This window comes from Nocardia sp. CDC519 (genome assembly GCF_059509835.1).
Genome location: NZ_CM183377.1, coordinates 5,883,785 through 5,899,498, shown reverse-complemented (window position 1 = coordinate 5,899,498; position 15,714 = coordinate 5,883,785). Strand labels below are relative to the sequence as shown.

Annotated in this window: 15 protein-coding genes, 1 tRNA gene and 1 pseudogene; 6 read left to right on the top strand and 11 right to left on the bottom strand. The window is 65.8% G+C overall.

Annotated elements, in window-relative coordinates:
• Positions 1-3: 3 nt before the first annotated feature.
• The 6 genes from AC5W7N_RS26735 to AC5W7N_RS26710 form a co-directional block, all read right to left on the bottom strand.
• Entirely contained in the window at positions 4-693 is a 690-nt protein-coding gene (locus tag AC5W7N_RS26735) for a DUF5753 domain-containing protein (protein ID WP_495922503.1), read from the bottom strand.
• Between the two features lie 298 nt (positions 694-991).
• Positions 992-1,423 (bottom strand): hypothetical protein, encoded by a 432-nt coding sequence (locus AC5W7N_RS26730; RefSeq protein ID WP_194989620.1) that lies wholly within the window; start codon positions 1,421-1,423, stop codon positions 992-994.
• A 227-nt stretch (positions 1,424-1,650) separates the two neighbouring features.
• Positions 1,651-2,454, bottom strand: a complete 804-nt coding sequence (locus AC5W7N_RS26725) for a class I SAM-dependent methyltransferase (RefSeq protein ID WP_495922501.1) — start codon at positions 2,452-2,454, stop codon at positions 1,651-1,653.
• 352 nt (positions 2,455-2,806) lie between these two features.
• Entirely contained in the window at positions 2,807-3,406 is a 600-nt protein-coding gene (locus AC5W7N_RS26720) for a hypothetical protein (RefSeq protein WP_194989622.1), read from the bottom strand.
• 1 nt (position 3,407) lies between these two features.
• Positions 3,408-4,088, bottom strand: coding sequence for a hypothetical protein (locus AC5W7N_RS26715; RefSeq protein ID WP_495922499.1), 681 nt, complete (start codon positions 4,086-4,088; stop codon positions 3,408-3,410).
• 113 nt (positions 4,089-4,201) lie between these two features.
• Positions 4,202-5,383, bottom strand: a complete 1,182-nt coding sequence (locus AC5W7N_RS26710) for a DUF4192 domain-containing protein (protein WP_495922497.1) — start codon at positions 5,381-5,383, stop codon at positions 4,202-4,204.
• Between the two features lie 84 nt (positions 5,384-5,467).
• Here AC5W7N_RS26710 and AC5W7N_RS26705 point away from each other — a divergent pair, with 84 nt between their 5' ends.
• Complete coding sequence (locus tag AC5W7N_RS26705) at positions 5,468-6,004, top strand: hypothetical protein (protein ID WP_194989625.1); 537 nt, start codon at positions 5,468-5,470, stop codon at positions 6,002-6,004.
• Between the two features lie 69 nt (positions 6,005-6,073).
• Here the strand turns inward: AC5W7N_RS26705 and AC5W7N_RS26700 are convergent, their stop codons facing one another.
• Positions 6,074-6,739, bottom strand: coding sequence for a hypothetical protein (locus AC5W7N_RS26700; protein ID WP_495922495.1), 666 nt, complete (start codon positions 6,737-6,739; stop codon positions 6,074-6,076).
• 89 nt (positions 6,740-6,828) lie between these two features.
• Entirely contained in the window at positions 6,829-7,812 is a 984-nt protein-coding gene (locus AC5W7N_RS26695) for a DUF2637 domain-containing protein (RefSeq protein WP_194989627.1), read from the bottom strand.
• A 444-nt stretch (positions 7,813-8,256) separates the two neighbouring features.
• On the opposite strand from AC5W7N_RS26695, the pseudogene AC5W7N_RS26690 reads away from it, so the two are divergent.
• Positions 8,257-9,366, top strand: a pseudogene (locus tag AC5W7N_RS26690) (recombinase family protein); the annotation flags it as partial.
• A 742-nt stretch (positions 9,367-10,108) separates the two neighbouring features.
• On the opposite strand, the gene AC5W7N_RS26685 reads toward AC5W7N_RS26690, so the two are convergent.
• Positions 10,109-10,193: transfer RNA gene (locus AC5W7N_RS26685), tRNA-Leu, on the bottom strand.
• Positions 10,194-10,479: 286 nt separating this feature from the next.
• Between AC5W7N_RS26685 and AC5W7N_RS26680 the strand changes: the two genes are divergently transcribed.
• Positions 10,480-11,136, top strand: a complete 657-nt coding sequence (locus AC5W7N_RS26680) for an SDR family oxidoreductase (protein WP_495922493.1) — start codon at positions 10,480-10,482, stop codon at positions 11,134-11,136.
• A 60-nt stretch (positions 11,137-11,196) separates the two neighbouring features.
• Here AC5W7N_RS26680 and AC5W7N_RS26675 read toward each other — a convergent pair whose 3' ends face one another.
• Positions 11,197-11,550: a RidA family protein gene (locus AC5W7N_RS26675; protein WP_163813265.1), complete on the bottom strand. Its 354-nt coding sequence runs from the start codon at positions 11,548-11,550 to the stop codon at positions 11,197-11,199.
• 165 nt (positions 11,551-11,715) lie between these two features.
• On the opposite strand from AC5W7N_RS26675, the gene AC5W7N_RS26670 reads away from it, so the two are divergent.
• Positions 11,716-12,690, top strand: coding sequence for a helix-turn-helix transcriptional regulator (locus AC5W7N_RS26670; RefSeq protein ID WP_495922492.1), 975 nt, complete (start codon positions 11,716-11,718; stop codon positions 12,688-12,690).
• 7 nt (positions 12,691-12,697) lie between these two features.
• Here AC5W7N_RS26670 and AC5W7N_RS26665 read toward each other — a convergent pair whose 3' ends face one another.
• Entirely contained in the window at positions 12,698-13,141 is a 444-nt protein-coding gene (locus AC5W7N_RS26665; RefSeq protein ID WP_495922491.1) for an SgcJ/EcaC family oxidoreductase, read from the bottom strand.
• A 100-nt stretch (positions 13,142-13,241) separates the two neighbouring features.
• Between AC5W7N_RS26665 and AC5W7N_RS26660 the strand changes: the two genes are divergently transcribed.
• Positions 13,242-13,739 (top strand): MarR family transcriptional regulator, encoded by a 498-nt coding sequence (locus AC5W7N_RS26660; RefSeq protein ID WP_163812994.1) that lies wholly within the window; start codon positions 13,242-13,244, stop codon positions 13,737-13,739.
• Positions 13,740-13,821: 82 nt separating this feature from the next.
• Positions 13,822-15,423, top strand: a complete 1,602-nt coding sequence (locus AC5W7N_RS26655) for a serine hydrolase (protein WP_495922490.1) — start codon at positions 13,822-13,824, stop codon at positions 15,421-15,423.
• The last annotated feature ends 291 nt before the right edge of the window (positions 15,424-15,714 follow it).

The following is a 15,714-nucleotide window of genomic DNA, read 5'->3' as shown; positions in this document are numbered from 1 at the left end:
GCACTAAGGGTCTGCCGGAGAGCGGCTTCGAACGCATAGGCGAGCTTGTTGACCTCGCTCTCGTCCTCGATGATGGTTGCCCTCGTCGGGGTCTCGGACCATCCGAGCGTAAGAAGCTGTTGGTGGGGTGTCGAAGTCCAGCAGATGGAAGGTCGAGCCGCCAAGGGCGGTGCCTTCCGCTGCGGTGAACGGGATGATTCGGACTTGGATGGTGTCCGGCCGGCCCCCCAGTAGCTCGATGAGGTGATTCAACTGCTCTCGCAGGGCTGCAGGGCCTCTCGTTTGCTGGATCAGGGCCGCCTGACTGAATACGGCAACGGGGTGGAGCAAGTCGTCATCGGTGAGCCGACCTTGCCGCTGCATCCGCACGGCGAGATGCCGCTCGACTTCGAACGGCCGGATCATGGTGTTGGCGCCGATGATGGTCCGCGCGTATCCCTCGGATTGCAGCAGGCCGGGGATGAGGAGGCGGTTGTTGGCGCGGATGCTGTGGGCGCCGTATTCGAGTCCGTAGAGGCGTTGCATCTCGGGGCGGATCAGTGCGGGGTACTTCAGCCACCATCCGCGGTTGCTGGTCGCCAGTTCGCGGATGTTGACCCGATCGCCGCGCCGGCGCGAATAGCGGCGGCTCAGGGGCGCTGGCCACCGGGTATGCCCCCGTATGGAACCTCCGCGGAATCCGGTACGCACCATCGGCCGGTAGCGACCCAACCATCGCCCGGTCCCACGCCACCTCAGTACGTGGCTTCGTATCCGACCGAATCCGGGTCGCCAGGACGGGAGTGCAGTCGGGCGTTTCGATCCAGGCTCGAATCTGCAGACCAGGAGCGGCTTGGTCCGCACATCGTGGATATGCGCCGTCCTTCGGGACCACGAAACCGTTCTGTGGCTTCACCTCACATGAACGAATCATCGGCCAGCGGCTGCGCCGCCGCCGGCGCCCGATGGTCCAGACGTGACTGCATCGAGGGGCACCATCCGGCACGATGTTTCAGATGACACCGATCACGCCTGTGCCGGCCGCGCTGGCCTGCCGGCACAACTGACGCTCGTGGGCTCGCAGTGCGGCGCGCCAGTCGGCATCGGCTGCCTCGCAATCGTAGTAGCCGAAGCAGGAATCGACCTGGCCGCCGTCGGGCCCGGTCAGACACCAGCCGAACACTTCCCCGGCAAGCCATTGCCGATAGATGTCGACCTCGACGCGGGCGATGTCGACGTTCTCGGCCAGCGCGTACCAGACCAGCCAATCCGATTGCCAGGCTGTGGCATACCCGCTGCCGACGAACAGCCGGTACGGGCTGCCCGTGATGGCCCGCCACATCGCGTAGCCACGAACCACCGCATCGCAATCCCCGTCGTGCTGATCGAGGAGATGCGCCACCGCTCGCGCGTGTGGCGCGCTGCTCGCCGCGATCTCGTTCACGGCGGTACCCCCATCTCGGCTCATCAGCAGCGCGCGATTGCCGTCCCAACTGCGAGGGCATTCGGCGTCCGGATCGCGTAGAAAGCGCACGCGGTAGGCGCGGCCGTCGCCGACCGAAACCTCGACAGGCTCATGAACATCCATAACCACGGGTCTCCTCGATCAGATCGCAGTGAAGCCGGCGCACTCAATCGCGGCCAGCGTGCTAGCTGGCTACGCACTCGTGCTCAGGCGGCCCAGGACTCTGGCGTCGCGGGCGGGGAAGGCTCGTGTGCGCTGGCGAGGGTGGTGAAGTCGCTGGTGACGACTTCGGTGGCGACGGTCGGGTGGTGCCAGTTGTCGCGGTAGCCGCTGGTGTCGATTCCGCAGCTGGGATCGAGGGTGATGCCCGTGGCGGCGTGGAAACGCTGGCACTCCGCATCAGCGCACCCGTCGTGCATCCGAGGCTGGCCGCTGTAGCGAAACGGAGCCGAGGACTGCGGAATCAGGAAAACGCCGTGGCGAGCCACCCGTGCTGCGATCGTGATCGTGTGGTACTCGAAACGCGGCCCATGATAGCCCGGAGCATCGCTGCTGCGGGCGACCGCGCCGAAGGGCGGGTTGGCGATCGCGGTGTCGAACAACGGCATCCGCTCCAGGTGCGCGCGCAACAGATCACCGCACAACCACCGCGCCTCGGGCAGCACCTTCCGGCCCACCCGCACGAACACAGGGTTGCGTTCCACACACACCAGGTCCCGAACGGGTTCGCCGTTGGCCCGGCCCCACAGATCTCGGCACGCGAACGCCAGCTGGCCGATTCCCGCCCCCAGATCGATCAGACGACGACCCACCACCTCGATCGACATATCGCGCGCCAACCTGGCCGGAGTGAAGAACGCCCCCACCGCGGATTGACCGCTGACACTGGATTCCTGAAAGTTGGCCAGAACGAACAACTTCTCGTCCTCACACAACTCGCGCCGCAGCGCCACCAACGCGCACGCCTCACGATGCGCAGCAGCCGCGCGTTTAGACAACTTGCCCACCATCGACCTCCTGCTCGTAGATGTTTGGGATGACCGCAGATACGTCCCTCTCAGAGGGCCTCGACCGCCGACCGAACTCTGCAGCACGGGGGGTCGAACAGCGTGGTGCAACCCGGCACAGGCGTTGTGGGGATGATGAACGATCGCCCGTGCGGTGGCCGGACAGCTGGCCTACTCCCGGCCAGATCACCCCCGGGGCGCCGACGACTGTGAGTGCCAGTCGAGGCCGCTGGTGTTCAGGCGGGAACTGGAAATTCCGCGCCTGCGGGCGCGGTTTGCGCGGCCTACAGGCGGCGCCCCCAGCGAGACTGCGGGTTTCGCGCTCGCATTCAGGGCCGTTGCCTGACTTTTTGTCTCAGGCCGCCGCGGGGCGGTCGGTAGGGTGTGCGAATCGGCAGGTGACGGGTTCGTCGTGGTGACGGCCGCGGCAGGCGATGCCGGTCAGGGTCCGGTCGCGGACCGCGAGTTTCTGACGGGTCCAGTTCTCGAGATCGTCGATCTCGGAGGCGGCGATCGCCTCGTAGTGGACCTCGACAGATCCCAGCGCATCCAGCGCCGGAAACCCGGCGAGCTTCCACATGCGCACATACAGCCCGAACGCGACGGTGTTCAAAGGAGCTGAGTGACTGGCCTGCACCAGCGACAGCGCCACCTCGGCCGCGGTCGCAAGCGTGGTGTCGGAGCAAGCGGCAACCCGGTCGAGCAGTTCACGACAGTGCGATCGGTAGACGAACTCCCGGCTCATCAGGTCATGGGTCGGCGCCAAGAGCCCGAAGCTGTGATGCAGCACGTCACGGTGACGGCGATGGCGCCGCTGCGCACCGTGGATCTCGTCCTCGGCCCAGTTGAACTGGTCGAAGGTGACGTCCATGGTGCTGGCGAATTCGGCGCCGGCCGCACCGAACAAGCCAGCGAACGCTTCGATGATCGATCGTGGCGGTGTTCGCAGACCCATATCACTCCCCTCGTTGTGGCAGACTGCAGCGGGCCGTTTCGCCCGCTTCGGCTGCCGCGTCGTGCTGGTTATGCGCACCTGCCCGGTCGGCGGTGATCGCCGCGACGATGTCGCCGATCGCCTTGGGAATCGAGGACTTCGGGATCGCCCGAGCGACCCGGTCGATCTCATCGCCGGTCAAGGCAGTGCCCGCCCAGTGCGCGATCTGATCGACGGTGATCAGGGGCCAGACTCGGCCGAGATCGTCGGCGCCGACATCGTGATAGGGCCATTCGGGCAGGTCGGGCCGTCGGGTGCGCGCAGCAGCCAGGCCCCGGGCGAGGTTGACGCGTTCACCGCGGCCGAGCTCTGTCAGGTCGTCGGCGAGCCGGCCGGTGTCGTGGTCTGCGTCACTGGGCACGGCGTCATAGACGGCGCCGTCGTTGACGTAGACCCGGCAGCGCCGCGCCTGGTCGAGCGCGCTGGTGTCGACCTGGACCACGGCGGCCCCGTCGATCGTGCTGATCCAGGCATCGACGCGGAGCCACCGCTGCTCGGCCACGGTGAGTTCGAGCTGTGCCGGAATGTGACTGTAGGCGCGCCAGCGGACCAGCCCGGCACGCAGGGCAGCTGTGCGGCGGCGCAGTCGGTGCCCACCCCGGCGTCGGCCTGCGCCCCGGTCTGGTCTGATGTCGAACTTCATGACGTAACTCCTTGCGGTAGACAGCTGTTCAGACTCGCCCGGCCACGTGTCGGGGCAGGCGACGAGCTGTTCGTTAACGGGAGTGGGTCCGGCCAGGGCGTTCCGCCGGCGTGTCAGGCCGACGACTGGGGGATCTCGACGCCCAGGGCGGCTGCTATTCGTGCCGATTTGTGGGCCAACCGCAGCAGCTTCTGCGGTGGGATCGCGATCTCGATCGCTGCATCCAGGAGGACCGCGATCTCGTAGTGAGGGCCGGCCTCGAGGGCGATGCCGACGGCGATCGACGCGAGGACCGTATCGCCCCGGACAGCGGCGAAGTAGGCGAGTAGGACGGCTGCATGTGCCCGGTCGGGTCCAGTGAGCCCGCGAACGAGCATCACCCACGTCGCCTCAGCCACCGCGGCGCGGGCGGTGTTCGCTACCGCGAACAAACAATCGCGCACGCTGCTATCGGCGATCAACCCGGCCAAGCAAGCCAGTTGCACAGCACTCAACCGACGTTCGTCCTGGCAGCAGCCGAGCAGCTCGAGCGCCGCACGCAGACTCTGCCGAGCCGAATGCTCCGATACGTCATGCGCTGCTGATCGCCGGCGCCCCGGTACGCGAGAATCGGGGTCACCAGCAGAGGCGTTGTGCTTGCGGATTTGCTCGATCAGCTGGCGGTCAGGTGCCAGAGATTGCACCACTGCTTCCCGGCTGGATTGCACCTCCTGGCCGCGCTCGGTACGTTCGCGCGTGGCCGGATCATGCAACGGGTCCCCGATTAGACCGCGCTCGGGTGAACCACACAACGTGAACCATTCGGCGCTGGCGATGATGTCGCTGATACCCCAGACCGCGACCAATGATGGCGGACCGGCATCGAATCCCTCGACCAACGCATCGACGAGTTCACGATGCGCCGCCGAGCCCAGCTCGGCGGAATCGGGGCTGGCGAGCCGGTCGTCGACAATGAGCGCAGCGACAGCGGAGGCGTTCACGTTCGTGGCCAGACGCCGCGCGTCGGCCAACGCGGTGGCCGACGGCACCTCCAACGGCCAAGTGACAAATAGAGGCTGCACCCGTTGGGGCTGCTCATCCGGTGCCGGCGCTACGGTCATGAGCAACACCAGACGTCGGCGCGGCCAGTACCCCAGCGCACCCGGAACAGACGCGATCAACCGCGCGGGCACGAAGAAACAATCCAGATCGACTTGCATCAAATGTCCTTTCAGAGATGAGGCGCTGACGGCGCAAGCAGCGGCCCGACAGACCGACATGGGAGATCGGGACCATTCAGAGTCGTTCGTGGCCATATCTGTTCGTCAGCAGGCCGGGGAGCATGGGTACTATTGGTGGCGGGAGAACAGGCAGGCCGGTCACGGCGGAAGGCCATGCCCATGTCGTCGAAGCCGACACGCTCGTCGCGCACATCGCGTCCCCCCGAACTCATCCAACGACTCGAACGTTCACGTGAACGCGAGCGCCGCCGCAAAGACGAAGTACGGGAACGCGAACGCGTGATACACGCCGCGATCACGACCTATATCGCCGAATGGCACGCGATCACCGAATGCGAAGCCCAACTCGTCAGCGAAGTGGCCGCACTCCAGCAGCGGATACGAGCGGTCGAGGAACGCGCCGGCCGGGAGAAAGCCGCACACCACGCCCGGCAAGCAGCCGCAGCTGCGCGCATGCATGAGAAGGGGCTGACCGAAGCCGAGATCAGTGAACTCCTCGAGACATCCCCGAAACACGTCCGCCAGCTATTGGCGGCTGCGCGTGCGGCTCACACCAGTGACGCCGCCGCGAGCCAGGCAACCGGTCAACGGCCCATCGACCTGACCGAAGCATCGAATCAGCAGCCCGGCAGCACCGGTCCAGACATTGGAACACCTGGTAGTAGAGGTGATTCGGGAGTGGGTGGAGTCGTCTGAAGACTCCGATCGGACGAGTCTGCCCAGAAGGCGCCGTACGCCCTCCCCGAGCTGTGGCGACGGGCTGGTTCAGGTTCTGAGGTAGCCTCCGGCCCTCCAGCCCAGCGATCGGAACTTCTCCGGGAAGAATGCCTGCCGTGCAGGTATGCCAGGCGCTGGGGAGAAGGGCCAGAAGACCAGTCCGCATCGGTGGCAGTAGACCGCGCTCCGCCAGACGGCGTGCGCCTTCGCCCGGCCGCGGACTATCCGTCTGTTGGAGCGGGCGCGGGCGACGGGGATGCCGAGCGTGACCACGCCGGGTGCAGCTGCCGGGCCGATGAAGAACAGAAGCCCGACCACCCAGGTCGCCAAGGACATGCCCGGGTCTCCCATCGCCGTAGCGCCCACCAACGGCACGGTCATACAGAATGCGGGAATCAGTACGAGCAGACCGACGATCGTGAGTCGGGTGGTCGACTCCAGCGCGGGCTCGGGTGCCAGGCTGGCGGCCAGCATCGTCACGTGAGTGCGGTCGATCGAGGCCGTGCCGATAACGGGTACCAGCCCTGTGGAGGCCACGCCGATACCGGAGTGGGTGCCGGTGCCGAAACTGGAGGAGATGCCGTTGGTGTATACGGCTGGAACGCTTTGCACCAGGTCAATTTGGTGACAGTGCGGACAGCTCAAGTCGACGTCGATCGGAACTCCCTGGGCGACAGGCACACCTGCCGTGTGCGCGGATGGTGATGCTGTCACGAAGACTCCTTCGATAATCCGACACGGTGGGCGGTATGTCGAGCCGATTGATGCCACAGCCTCTTTGATTCGGCAGGCGCTGGCGCCGGTCACAACTCCCTGGCGGTCTGCGAGCTGTCCGGTGAGTCGTGCATTGCTTGTGTGGCGGCCGCGTCGGAGAGGATGCGGCTGATAGTCGAGCGGCTCTTGTTCAGTTCGTTGGCGATCTGGGTGGGACTCCAGCCATCGTTGTGGTGGCGTTTCAATGCGTGCGCGACCACACGCGGATCGCGGCGCCTGGCAGGATCGCGTGCGCACAACAGCTCTGCCAGCGCCGCGAAGTCCGCCAAGACCGGCGCAGATGAATCGAGCGGCGTGCGCACGCGTTCGAGCATCGGCTCATCCGCGGGAGCGGCCGGGACATTGGGCACGCTCGCGTGCGCACTGTTGGAGGAATGCGCGAGTGCGAGCAGCGCGACGGTGGACTGTGCCATCGAGCCTTCGATGATCAGCGGCCACAGCCACGCCTCCTTGCCAGGTACGCCGGCCGTTACCGCCAACGACCTCAACGCGGTGAACGACAACCAGAAGGCGCCCGCCGCGATCAGCGCAGTCATCGCTGTTGCGACGATGTGCGTTGCGCGGGCTCCGGTGTCGGCGCGGACCAGGACCGACACCCCGTGCACAGCGGCGAGCAACGCCAACGGTGGTATGACGGCGACGGCAGCGGCGACAACGGGAACAGCGGTGCCATGCAGGATTGCTTGCGTGGCGTTGCCGATGATGCTGACAGTCGCGGCGGTAATGAGCACGGCCCAGAAGAACGGGTGCGCACGCGGCACATCCGTCGCGACCACTACTTCCGTCGCGTCCGCACGGTTCGGTGAATCGGACGCAGAGCTGTGCATGGGAGTCCTCCCGTGATTGTGGTCAGGGTGTGAGCGATATGCGGCGGAGGCGAGCCAATGAGGGTTGCCTGTCTGTACCGACAGCGCGGCGCCATCCTTCGGGATGGGAGACTTGACGTGGTCGTGGCGCCACCCTTGCAGCGGCGGCTGGCAAGAGAAATAACTATGGCTCGGAGCGCTTCTCACGGGTCGTCGCAACTGCCCTTTGGCCGCGTTTGTGCACAAGGACTTCGGCGGTTGCGAAATCGTCGTGGTTCGGCTCTCATAGATAGAGGGAGAATCGGCGGGCTGGAGGATTCATGCCGTTCGATCTCCAAGGCCAGATATCGATAAGTGTTTCCTGTGCCGGGGCTGCTCCCGTTATCGGGCACCCAGGATTCATGGGTGCATCAGCCGCGACTGTCCACTTCAGCGCACCGATTCGTGGGCCCTCACAGGGAAATGACCACGCTCGGTCGGGCGTGCGCGGCAGCCTGTATAGGCCAAGGTTTCGGTCATCAATCAGCTGGTTCAAGTCCGCCGCTGTAGGTGAGGACGTGCGCCGTGCGACCTGACAGCATCAACGCAGACGATAGCTCTGGCCGAAATGACGCGGAGGACATCACCGTTAACGTCCCGAGCGATCCGCCGATGCTCAACGCCTCGGCCGCTAGAGTGTTGCTGGAGATCATTCTCCAACATGTCCGTGCTGCTGATGGCGAGATCGCCGGTCGCTCCGGACCGAGCCCGCCTCAGCAGCACGACCGACACCACGAGGCTCCTTTTACAACGATGGGGCAGTCCCACCACCTCACCGCCGAACATGGATGTCTTTCGCAACCAGCAGGTGGAATTGCACTAATGCTCAGATTCGCTTTCGCCGGGCGGGTCTCCACCGAAGATCAACAGGATCCGGATGCATCTCGCAACTGGCAGATCGGACGGGCGAAGGCCCTCATCGGTCAGCACGGGCACATCGTCGCGGAGTTCTTCGACATCGGGCAGTCGCGATCCATTCCGTGGAAGCGGCGGCCCGCGGCCGGGCGACTACTCGAGCTGCTCAAAGAACCTGATCGAGGGTTCGACGCGGTCGTGATCGGCGAACCGCAGCGCGCGTTCTACGGCAACCAATTCGGGCTGACGTTCCCGGTCTTCGTCCACTACGGCGTGCAGCTGTGGGTGCCGGAGGTCGGTGGTCCGATCGACCCTGACTCCGAAGCGCACGACCTGATCATGTCGGTTTTCGGTGGCATGTCCAAAGGCGAGCGCAACCGCATCAAGATTCGTGTTCGTGCTGCTATGGCCGCGCAAGTGCAAGTCGAGGGCCGCTATCTTGGGGGCCGACCGCCCTACGGGTACCGGCTCGCCGACGCCGGCCCTCATCCCAATCCGGGCAAAGCCGCCGATGGTAAGCGGCTACACCGGCTCGAACCCGACCCGGTCACGGCGCCCGTAGTGCAGCGCATTTATCACGAGTACCTGTCGGGTATAGGAGTATTCGCGATTGCGCAACGCCTCACCACTGAGGGTATTTCGTGCCCGTCGGCTTACGACAGCAAGCGCAACAACCACCGCTCGGCACTCGCGTGGTCGAAGAGTGCGGTCCGCTCGATCCTGACCAATCCGCGGTACACCGGCTACGAAGTGTGGAACAAGCAGCGCAAGCAAGAGTCCCTCATCGACGTAGACGACGTCGCTCTCGGCCATCACACCCGGCTGTCCTGGAATCCGAAAACCGAGTGGGTCTACTCCGACCGACCTGCTCACGAGGCGTTGGTCAGCAGAACTGATTTCGAACACGTCCGGTTACGACTGGCCTCCCGGGGCCCGAAATCGACCGGCCGGGTTGTGACTCGGCGACAGCATCCCTACATGTTCAAAGGGTTACTGTTTCATGAGTCCTGCGGCAGGAGGATGCAGGGTACGTGGAACCACGAGCGAGCCCACTACCGATGCCGATACCCCTCCGAATACGCTATCGCCAACCAGCTCGACCACCCGCCGTCGGTCTACCTGCGCGAAGACCAACTCACTGGTCCTCTGCACACATGGCTGGCAGATATCTTTCACCCCGATCGGCTCGCGCACTCCCTCTCTATGCTCGAAGCCACCCAACGAGATGATGCACCAGCACTGGATGCGGCACGTCGATCACTGGCCACCATCGATCAGAAACTCGCCAGACACCGTGCAGCCTTGGAAGCGGGGGCAGACCCTGGACTTGTCGCCGGGTGGATTGACGATGTCCAGCGAGAGCGGCAACTCGTCACCGCACAGATGGCGGCACTAGAAAGCCGGCACGTTTCAAACCAGCGCATGACACAGGCGGAGATCGCCAGCCTCATCGATTCGCTCGGCGGTCTGGTGAAAGTGATACGCAAGGCCGACCCAGCCCAGAAACTTGAGATCTACCGACAGCTTGGCCTGAAGCTCACCTATAACCACGCCACACGAACGGTGGTAGCCGAAACCAGCCCACAACCGCCCGTGGGCGTAGTGGTTGTGTCCGGAGGGGGACTTGAACCCCCACGCCCGATAAAGGGCACTAGCACCTCAAGCTAGCGCGTCTGCCATTCCGCCACCCGGACCGGTGTGCCCAGCAAGATTATCGGATGCTCAGGGTAAGCGCCAAATCGCGCCCTGACCTGGTGGTTTACTGAGGAGAGGGGCTTGGGGTGCGTACCGGGCGTCTGTCGGCGCCGGGGTGGCTGCGAGTGGGATTGCTCCGGCTGCGGAGTCATCGATGCCGGCGATCCGGGCGGTAGGTGGTGGGCCCTGCCGTCAGCTTGCCTTGGGGGAGCGCTCACGCGTGTGAAAGTAACCGGCGCGGGGAGCGTCCTCGCACGAGTGGCTCCGGCGACTTAGCCTGGCGGGATGACCACTCCCGTCCATCTGACGATCGGCGCAGGGCCCGGTCTCGGTGTCGCGGTCGCGCGCCGATTCGCCCGTGCGGGCTACCATGCGGCGCTCACCGCCCGCACCACCGAGGATGCCGCCGGGCTGGCGGACATGCTCACCGCCGACGGCCTTTCTGCCGAGGGTGCCGCCATCGACTTGCTCGATGCGGGCGACATCAGCCGGGTGGTGGCCGAGATCGGGTCCCGCCACGGCCGCATCGATCTGCTGCATTTCAATCCCAGCGCGTGGCGGGAGAAGGATCCGCTGCACCTGACCGTGGCCGAACTGCTCGAGGACGTCACTTTCGGTGTCGCGGCACTGCTGCCCGCGGTACAGGCGGCATACCGCTTCATGTCGCGCGGGGCGCGCATCCTGGTGACGGGCAGCGCGGCCGCCGACAAGCCGTGGCACGGCGCGGCTTCGCTCGGTGTGCAGAAGGCCGGCGTACGCAATCTCGTCACCAGTCTCGACGCCGCCCTGGCTGGTGAAGGGATCAGGGCCGTCGCCGTCCAGATCAACGGCCTGCTGGCCGAGACGGGTCCGTTCTCCCCGCCGCCCATCGCGGAAGCCATGTGGGCAGCGGTGCAGCGGCCCGATGACGACTGGACGCCCCACGTGTCGTACGACGGGTGATCGTCATCTTCCGGCTACCCGCCGCCTCCGGCATCGCAACCAGAGGCGGCGGGGCGAGCATCAGTCGACGGCGGTCGCCTCGAGTTCGACCAGCTGGCCGGGGATCGCGAGGCGGGTGACGCCGAGCATCGTGGTGGCCGGGGCTACCTGGGCGGCGCCCAATCGCGCGGCCAGCACGCCGTAATGCTGGAAGAGCAGGTCGACGTCGGTCGTATAAACGTTGAGCCGGACCAGGTTCGCCAGCGACATTCCTGCCTTGCCGAGCACGGCTTCGACATTGTCGAGACTCAGGGCCAACTGCGCCGCCATGTCGCCGTCGTGCTGGGGAGTGCCGTCCTCGCCCATCGCGGTCTGGCCGGAGCAGTACAGCGTCCGGGTGTGCCCGGAAACGAGTTCGCCCTGGTTGAACCCCATCTCCAGCGACCACGTCACCGGGTTCACTGCCGTTCGTTGCGCTACCACTTCAGCTCCATTCGCATTGTCGAGGTACCTACCGCCGCCTGTTCTAGGCGCCGTGTTGACGAGCCTTCCAACGATTCACGACATCCTGTGTCAGGTATTTCTGGGAAGATTTCCGGTGTGCGCGCTGATCGGCTGGTATCGCTGGTGCTGCTGCTGCGCCGGCGTGGCCGGCTGACGGCGGCGGAGCTGGCCGATGAGCTCGAGGTGTCGACGCGCACGGTCCTGCGCGACATCGAAGCGCTGTCGACGGCGGGCGTCCCGGTGTACGCCGAACGCGGCAGACACGGCGGTTTCGCGCTGTTACCGGGATTCCGGACCGAGCTCACCGGACTCAACCATGACGAGGCACTCGCCCTGCTGGTGGCCGGATCCCGGCGTGGCGCACAGGTATTCGGTCTCGGCTCGGCGTTGGCTTCGGCAATGCTCAAGGTGGTCGATGCGCTGCCGGACAGCTACCGGGCCACCGCCGACGAGGTGGCCGGGCGGCTGCTCGTCGATCCCGAGACCGATCTGCTCTCACGTCGGCTGGTCGAGGACGAGGTGCCCGAGGCCGTGGCCGCCGAGGTTCGCCGTGCTGTGTTCACCGGACACAAACTGCGCATCCACTACGCCGCCGTGGACCAGGCCCCGACGTGGCGAACGGTGGACCCGATCGGCCTGGTCACTGTGCGCGATCACGTCTATCTGCTGGCCACCCGAGCGGGTGCGGATCGCACCTATCGGCTGTCGCGAGTGCTGGCCGCCGAGCAACTGCCCGAACCCGCGCAGCGGGCGGGCCGGGTCGATCTGGATCGCGTCTGGCAGGAGCGCAGCACACGTTTTCGTGCCGGTGGCGACCAGGTCACCGTGCTGGCGCTGGTGGATCCGGCACGGCGCGAGGACCTGGTCGGCACCGCCCTGGCCGTGCATGCCGAGGACTCCGACACGAACGGTCGACTGCGCCTCGAGGTGAGTTTCCAAGATGCCCGGCACGCGGAATGGGCCCTGTGGCAGCTCGCCGCGGACGCGGAAGCTCTTGCGCCGCAATGGCTGCGCACCCGTCTTCACGATCGCGCAGCCGCGCTGGTCGCCTGTTATGGACAATCGTCCTGAGAAATGATCACTGCTGTGCCCGGGGGACGGTGTCGGGGGAGACGAGGAACGAGATCTTCTCCATGACCGGTTTGCGCTGGGTGTTCTGGAAGGCGGCCACGCGCCACTGTCCGTCGGTGTCACGGACCATCGTGTAGGTCTGGACCTTGCTCAGCTTGCGCGGCCGCCCGCCTTTGTAGGTATCGCCCCGGCTGGTGACCACGGCTGTATCGGTTCCGCAGAATTGGATGTCGAGAACCTCGTCGGCGAGTTTCGTGCCCGCGAGAAACTTCGCGAACAGCGCGCGATGGCTGCTCACGATATCGCGCCGGCCGCGGTAGACGGTGCCGACGAAGCTGATATAGCTCGCGTCCTCGGTGAACAGTGCGCCGTAGGCCTCGGCGTCGTGGTCGGCCCAGGCGGCGACCAGACCGTCGATGACCGCTCTCACCGCGGCGATGTCCTGCTGCATGGTGAATCACTCCCTCGCTGGTTAGAATGGCGCAGATACTGCATGCAAGAAGTATCTGCTCAGATGCAGATAAATCGAATGTACGAGGCGAGGCGACCCGATGGCAAGTACGGCGGATGGTGACCGCGAACATGTGATCTTCCGGCAGTACCTGGACGCGGTGGGCCTGCAAGGCCTCGCCAGCGCGGAGGCCGCAGGTCTGCACACCTCGGAGTGGTACGCGCTGAGCCTGATCGCATTCCACGGCGCCCTGTCCTCGGGAGAGCTCGCCACCCGGGCCGGGCTCACCACAGGTGCCACCACCCGCCTGATCGACCGGCTGGAGAAGTCCGGTTTCGCCCGCCGAACGGCGGACCCGAATGACCGCAGGCGTGTGCTCGTCGAGCCGGTGCCCGAAGCCCTCGATCGCATCCAGCAGGTCGTCGGCCCTGCCCGCCGGCACCTGGCCGAAGTCCTCGACCACTACACCCCCGAGCAGCGCGCCCTGTTGTTCGACTATTTCGCTCGGGCCGCACCTGCTTTCCGAGCGGCCACCGAAGAGATCCGGGCACACAGCGCCGGTAGCCGCCGGGGTCGGTCGAGGACGTCACCGGCGTAGCGGCCCGCATCGATGATCTTCCGCCGGGTACCCGGGTGCATTACTGTCGGACGGGGGCGTGCCACACCCAGGAGGCGACGTAATGAAGCGTCGGCGGTCGAGGTTCGGGGCTCTCGCGGCTGTTGTCGCCGCGGGACTAGTGGTGAGCGGTTGCGGGGGTGAGGAACCGGCGGAGTCGGCGAGTACGACGCCGTCGGCGACCGATTCGGTCTTGCCCAACCAGGTCGCGGGTGTCGCGATCCCGGATGGCCGAGTCGGCGAGGCGGTCGATCGGGTCGGTGGGCTGGCCGAGGAGCTGATGGCATCCTCCGGAATCCCCGGGATGGCGGTGGCCATCGTGCACGACGGCAGGGTGGTCTACAGCGAGGGTTTCGGCGTCGGCAATGTCGACAGCAAGAGCGAGGTCGGGCCCGACACGGTGTTCCAGCTGGCGTCGGTGTCGAAATCGGTTGGTGCGACGGTGGTGGCGCACCAAGTGTCGGCGGGCAAGGTCGAGTGGGATTCGCCGCTCGAGGAGCTGATGCCGTCCTTCGCTCTCGGCGACCCCTACGTGACCGACCATGTCACCGTCGGCGACCTGTATGCCCATCGGTCCGGACTACCCGATCACGCCGGTGACCTGCTCGAGGATCTCGGCTATGACCGCGAACAGGTCGTCGAGCGATTGCGTCTGCTGCCGCTCGGACCCTTCCGCGATTCGTACGAGTACACCAACTTCGGGGTCACCGCCGCCGCCATGGCCGTGGCGCGCGCCGGTGGCACCGACTGGGAAACACTGTCGGCCCGCGAGTTGTACGAGCCGCTCGGCATGACCGCCACGAGTTCGCGCTACAGCGAATTCGCCGAACGCGCGGACCGGGCCGACGGTCACACCTTCGTCGACGGCGAATACCGGGTCACCAATCCGGGACGACAGCCGGACGCGCAATCGCCGGCCGGGGGAGTGAGCTCCTCGGTGACGGACATGGCGAAATGGATGACGATGGTGCTCGCGAACGGCTCGGTGAACGGGCGCGCCTTGATCGAACCGCAGGACTTGCTGCCCGCGATCTCACCGCAGTCGGTCGCGCACCCACCGCAATCGGCCGACGCACGCGCCGGCTTCTACGGCTTCGGTTTCAATGTTTCCGAATCCGCGGCCGGACGGGTGATGCTCAGCCATTCCGGCGGATTCGAACTCGGAGCGGCGACCGCGTTCACCCTGATTCCCTCGGCCGACGTCGGCATCGTGACGCTGACCAACGCGGCACCGATCGGCGTACCCGAGACGCTCAACGCCGAATTCGCCGACCTGGTGCAATTCGGTGAGATCCGGCAGGACTGGCGAGCCCTCTACCGGGAAGCGTTCGCGCCGATGAGCGCGCCCACCGGCGAACTGGCCGACGCCACCGCGCCCGCCGACCCGGCCCCGGCCCGCCCACTGACCGACTACGCGGGCGTCTACGACAACCCGTACTACGGCCCGGCGACCATCACCGAAACCGCGGGCGCGTTGACCCTGACGCTCGGCCCGAAGAATACGGCCTTCCCGCTGACTCACTGGGATGGCGACATTTTCGTCTTCACACCCTCCGGGGAGAACGCCGCCCCCGGCTCGGTCTCCAAGGCGACCTTCGACGGTGATGAGCTCACGCTCGAGTATTACCACCAGGAGGGACTCGGATCGTTCGACCGGGGGAGCTGAGGCGTGTAGTTGTCGTTCGGCGACGGCGACATGGGGGAGGGGCGGTGGACACGCAAACTATGTGGGCCAGGGAAGTGAGGTCCGGCGTAGCTCGGCTACCGGTTTGAGCGAGTGGGGGCTGAAGTTCGGTATGAGAAGGGTCCGATAATCTCGCTGTGTTAATCTTGCCGATACGTAGATATGCGCATCTACGAATGTGCCTCACCCAATAGCCAACGTCGCCCATACACGACCCTCCGTAAAAACAGCAAAGAGGCGTGAGGGCCTGGTGGGGTTCATCAGAATCGGTCG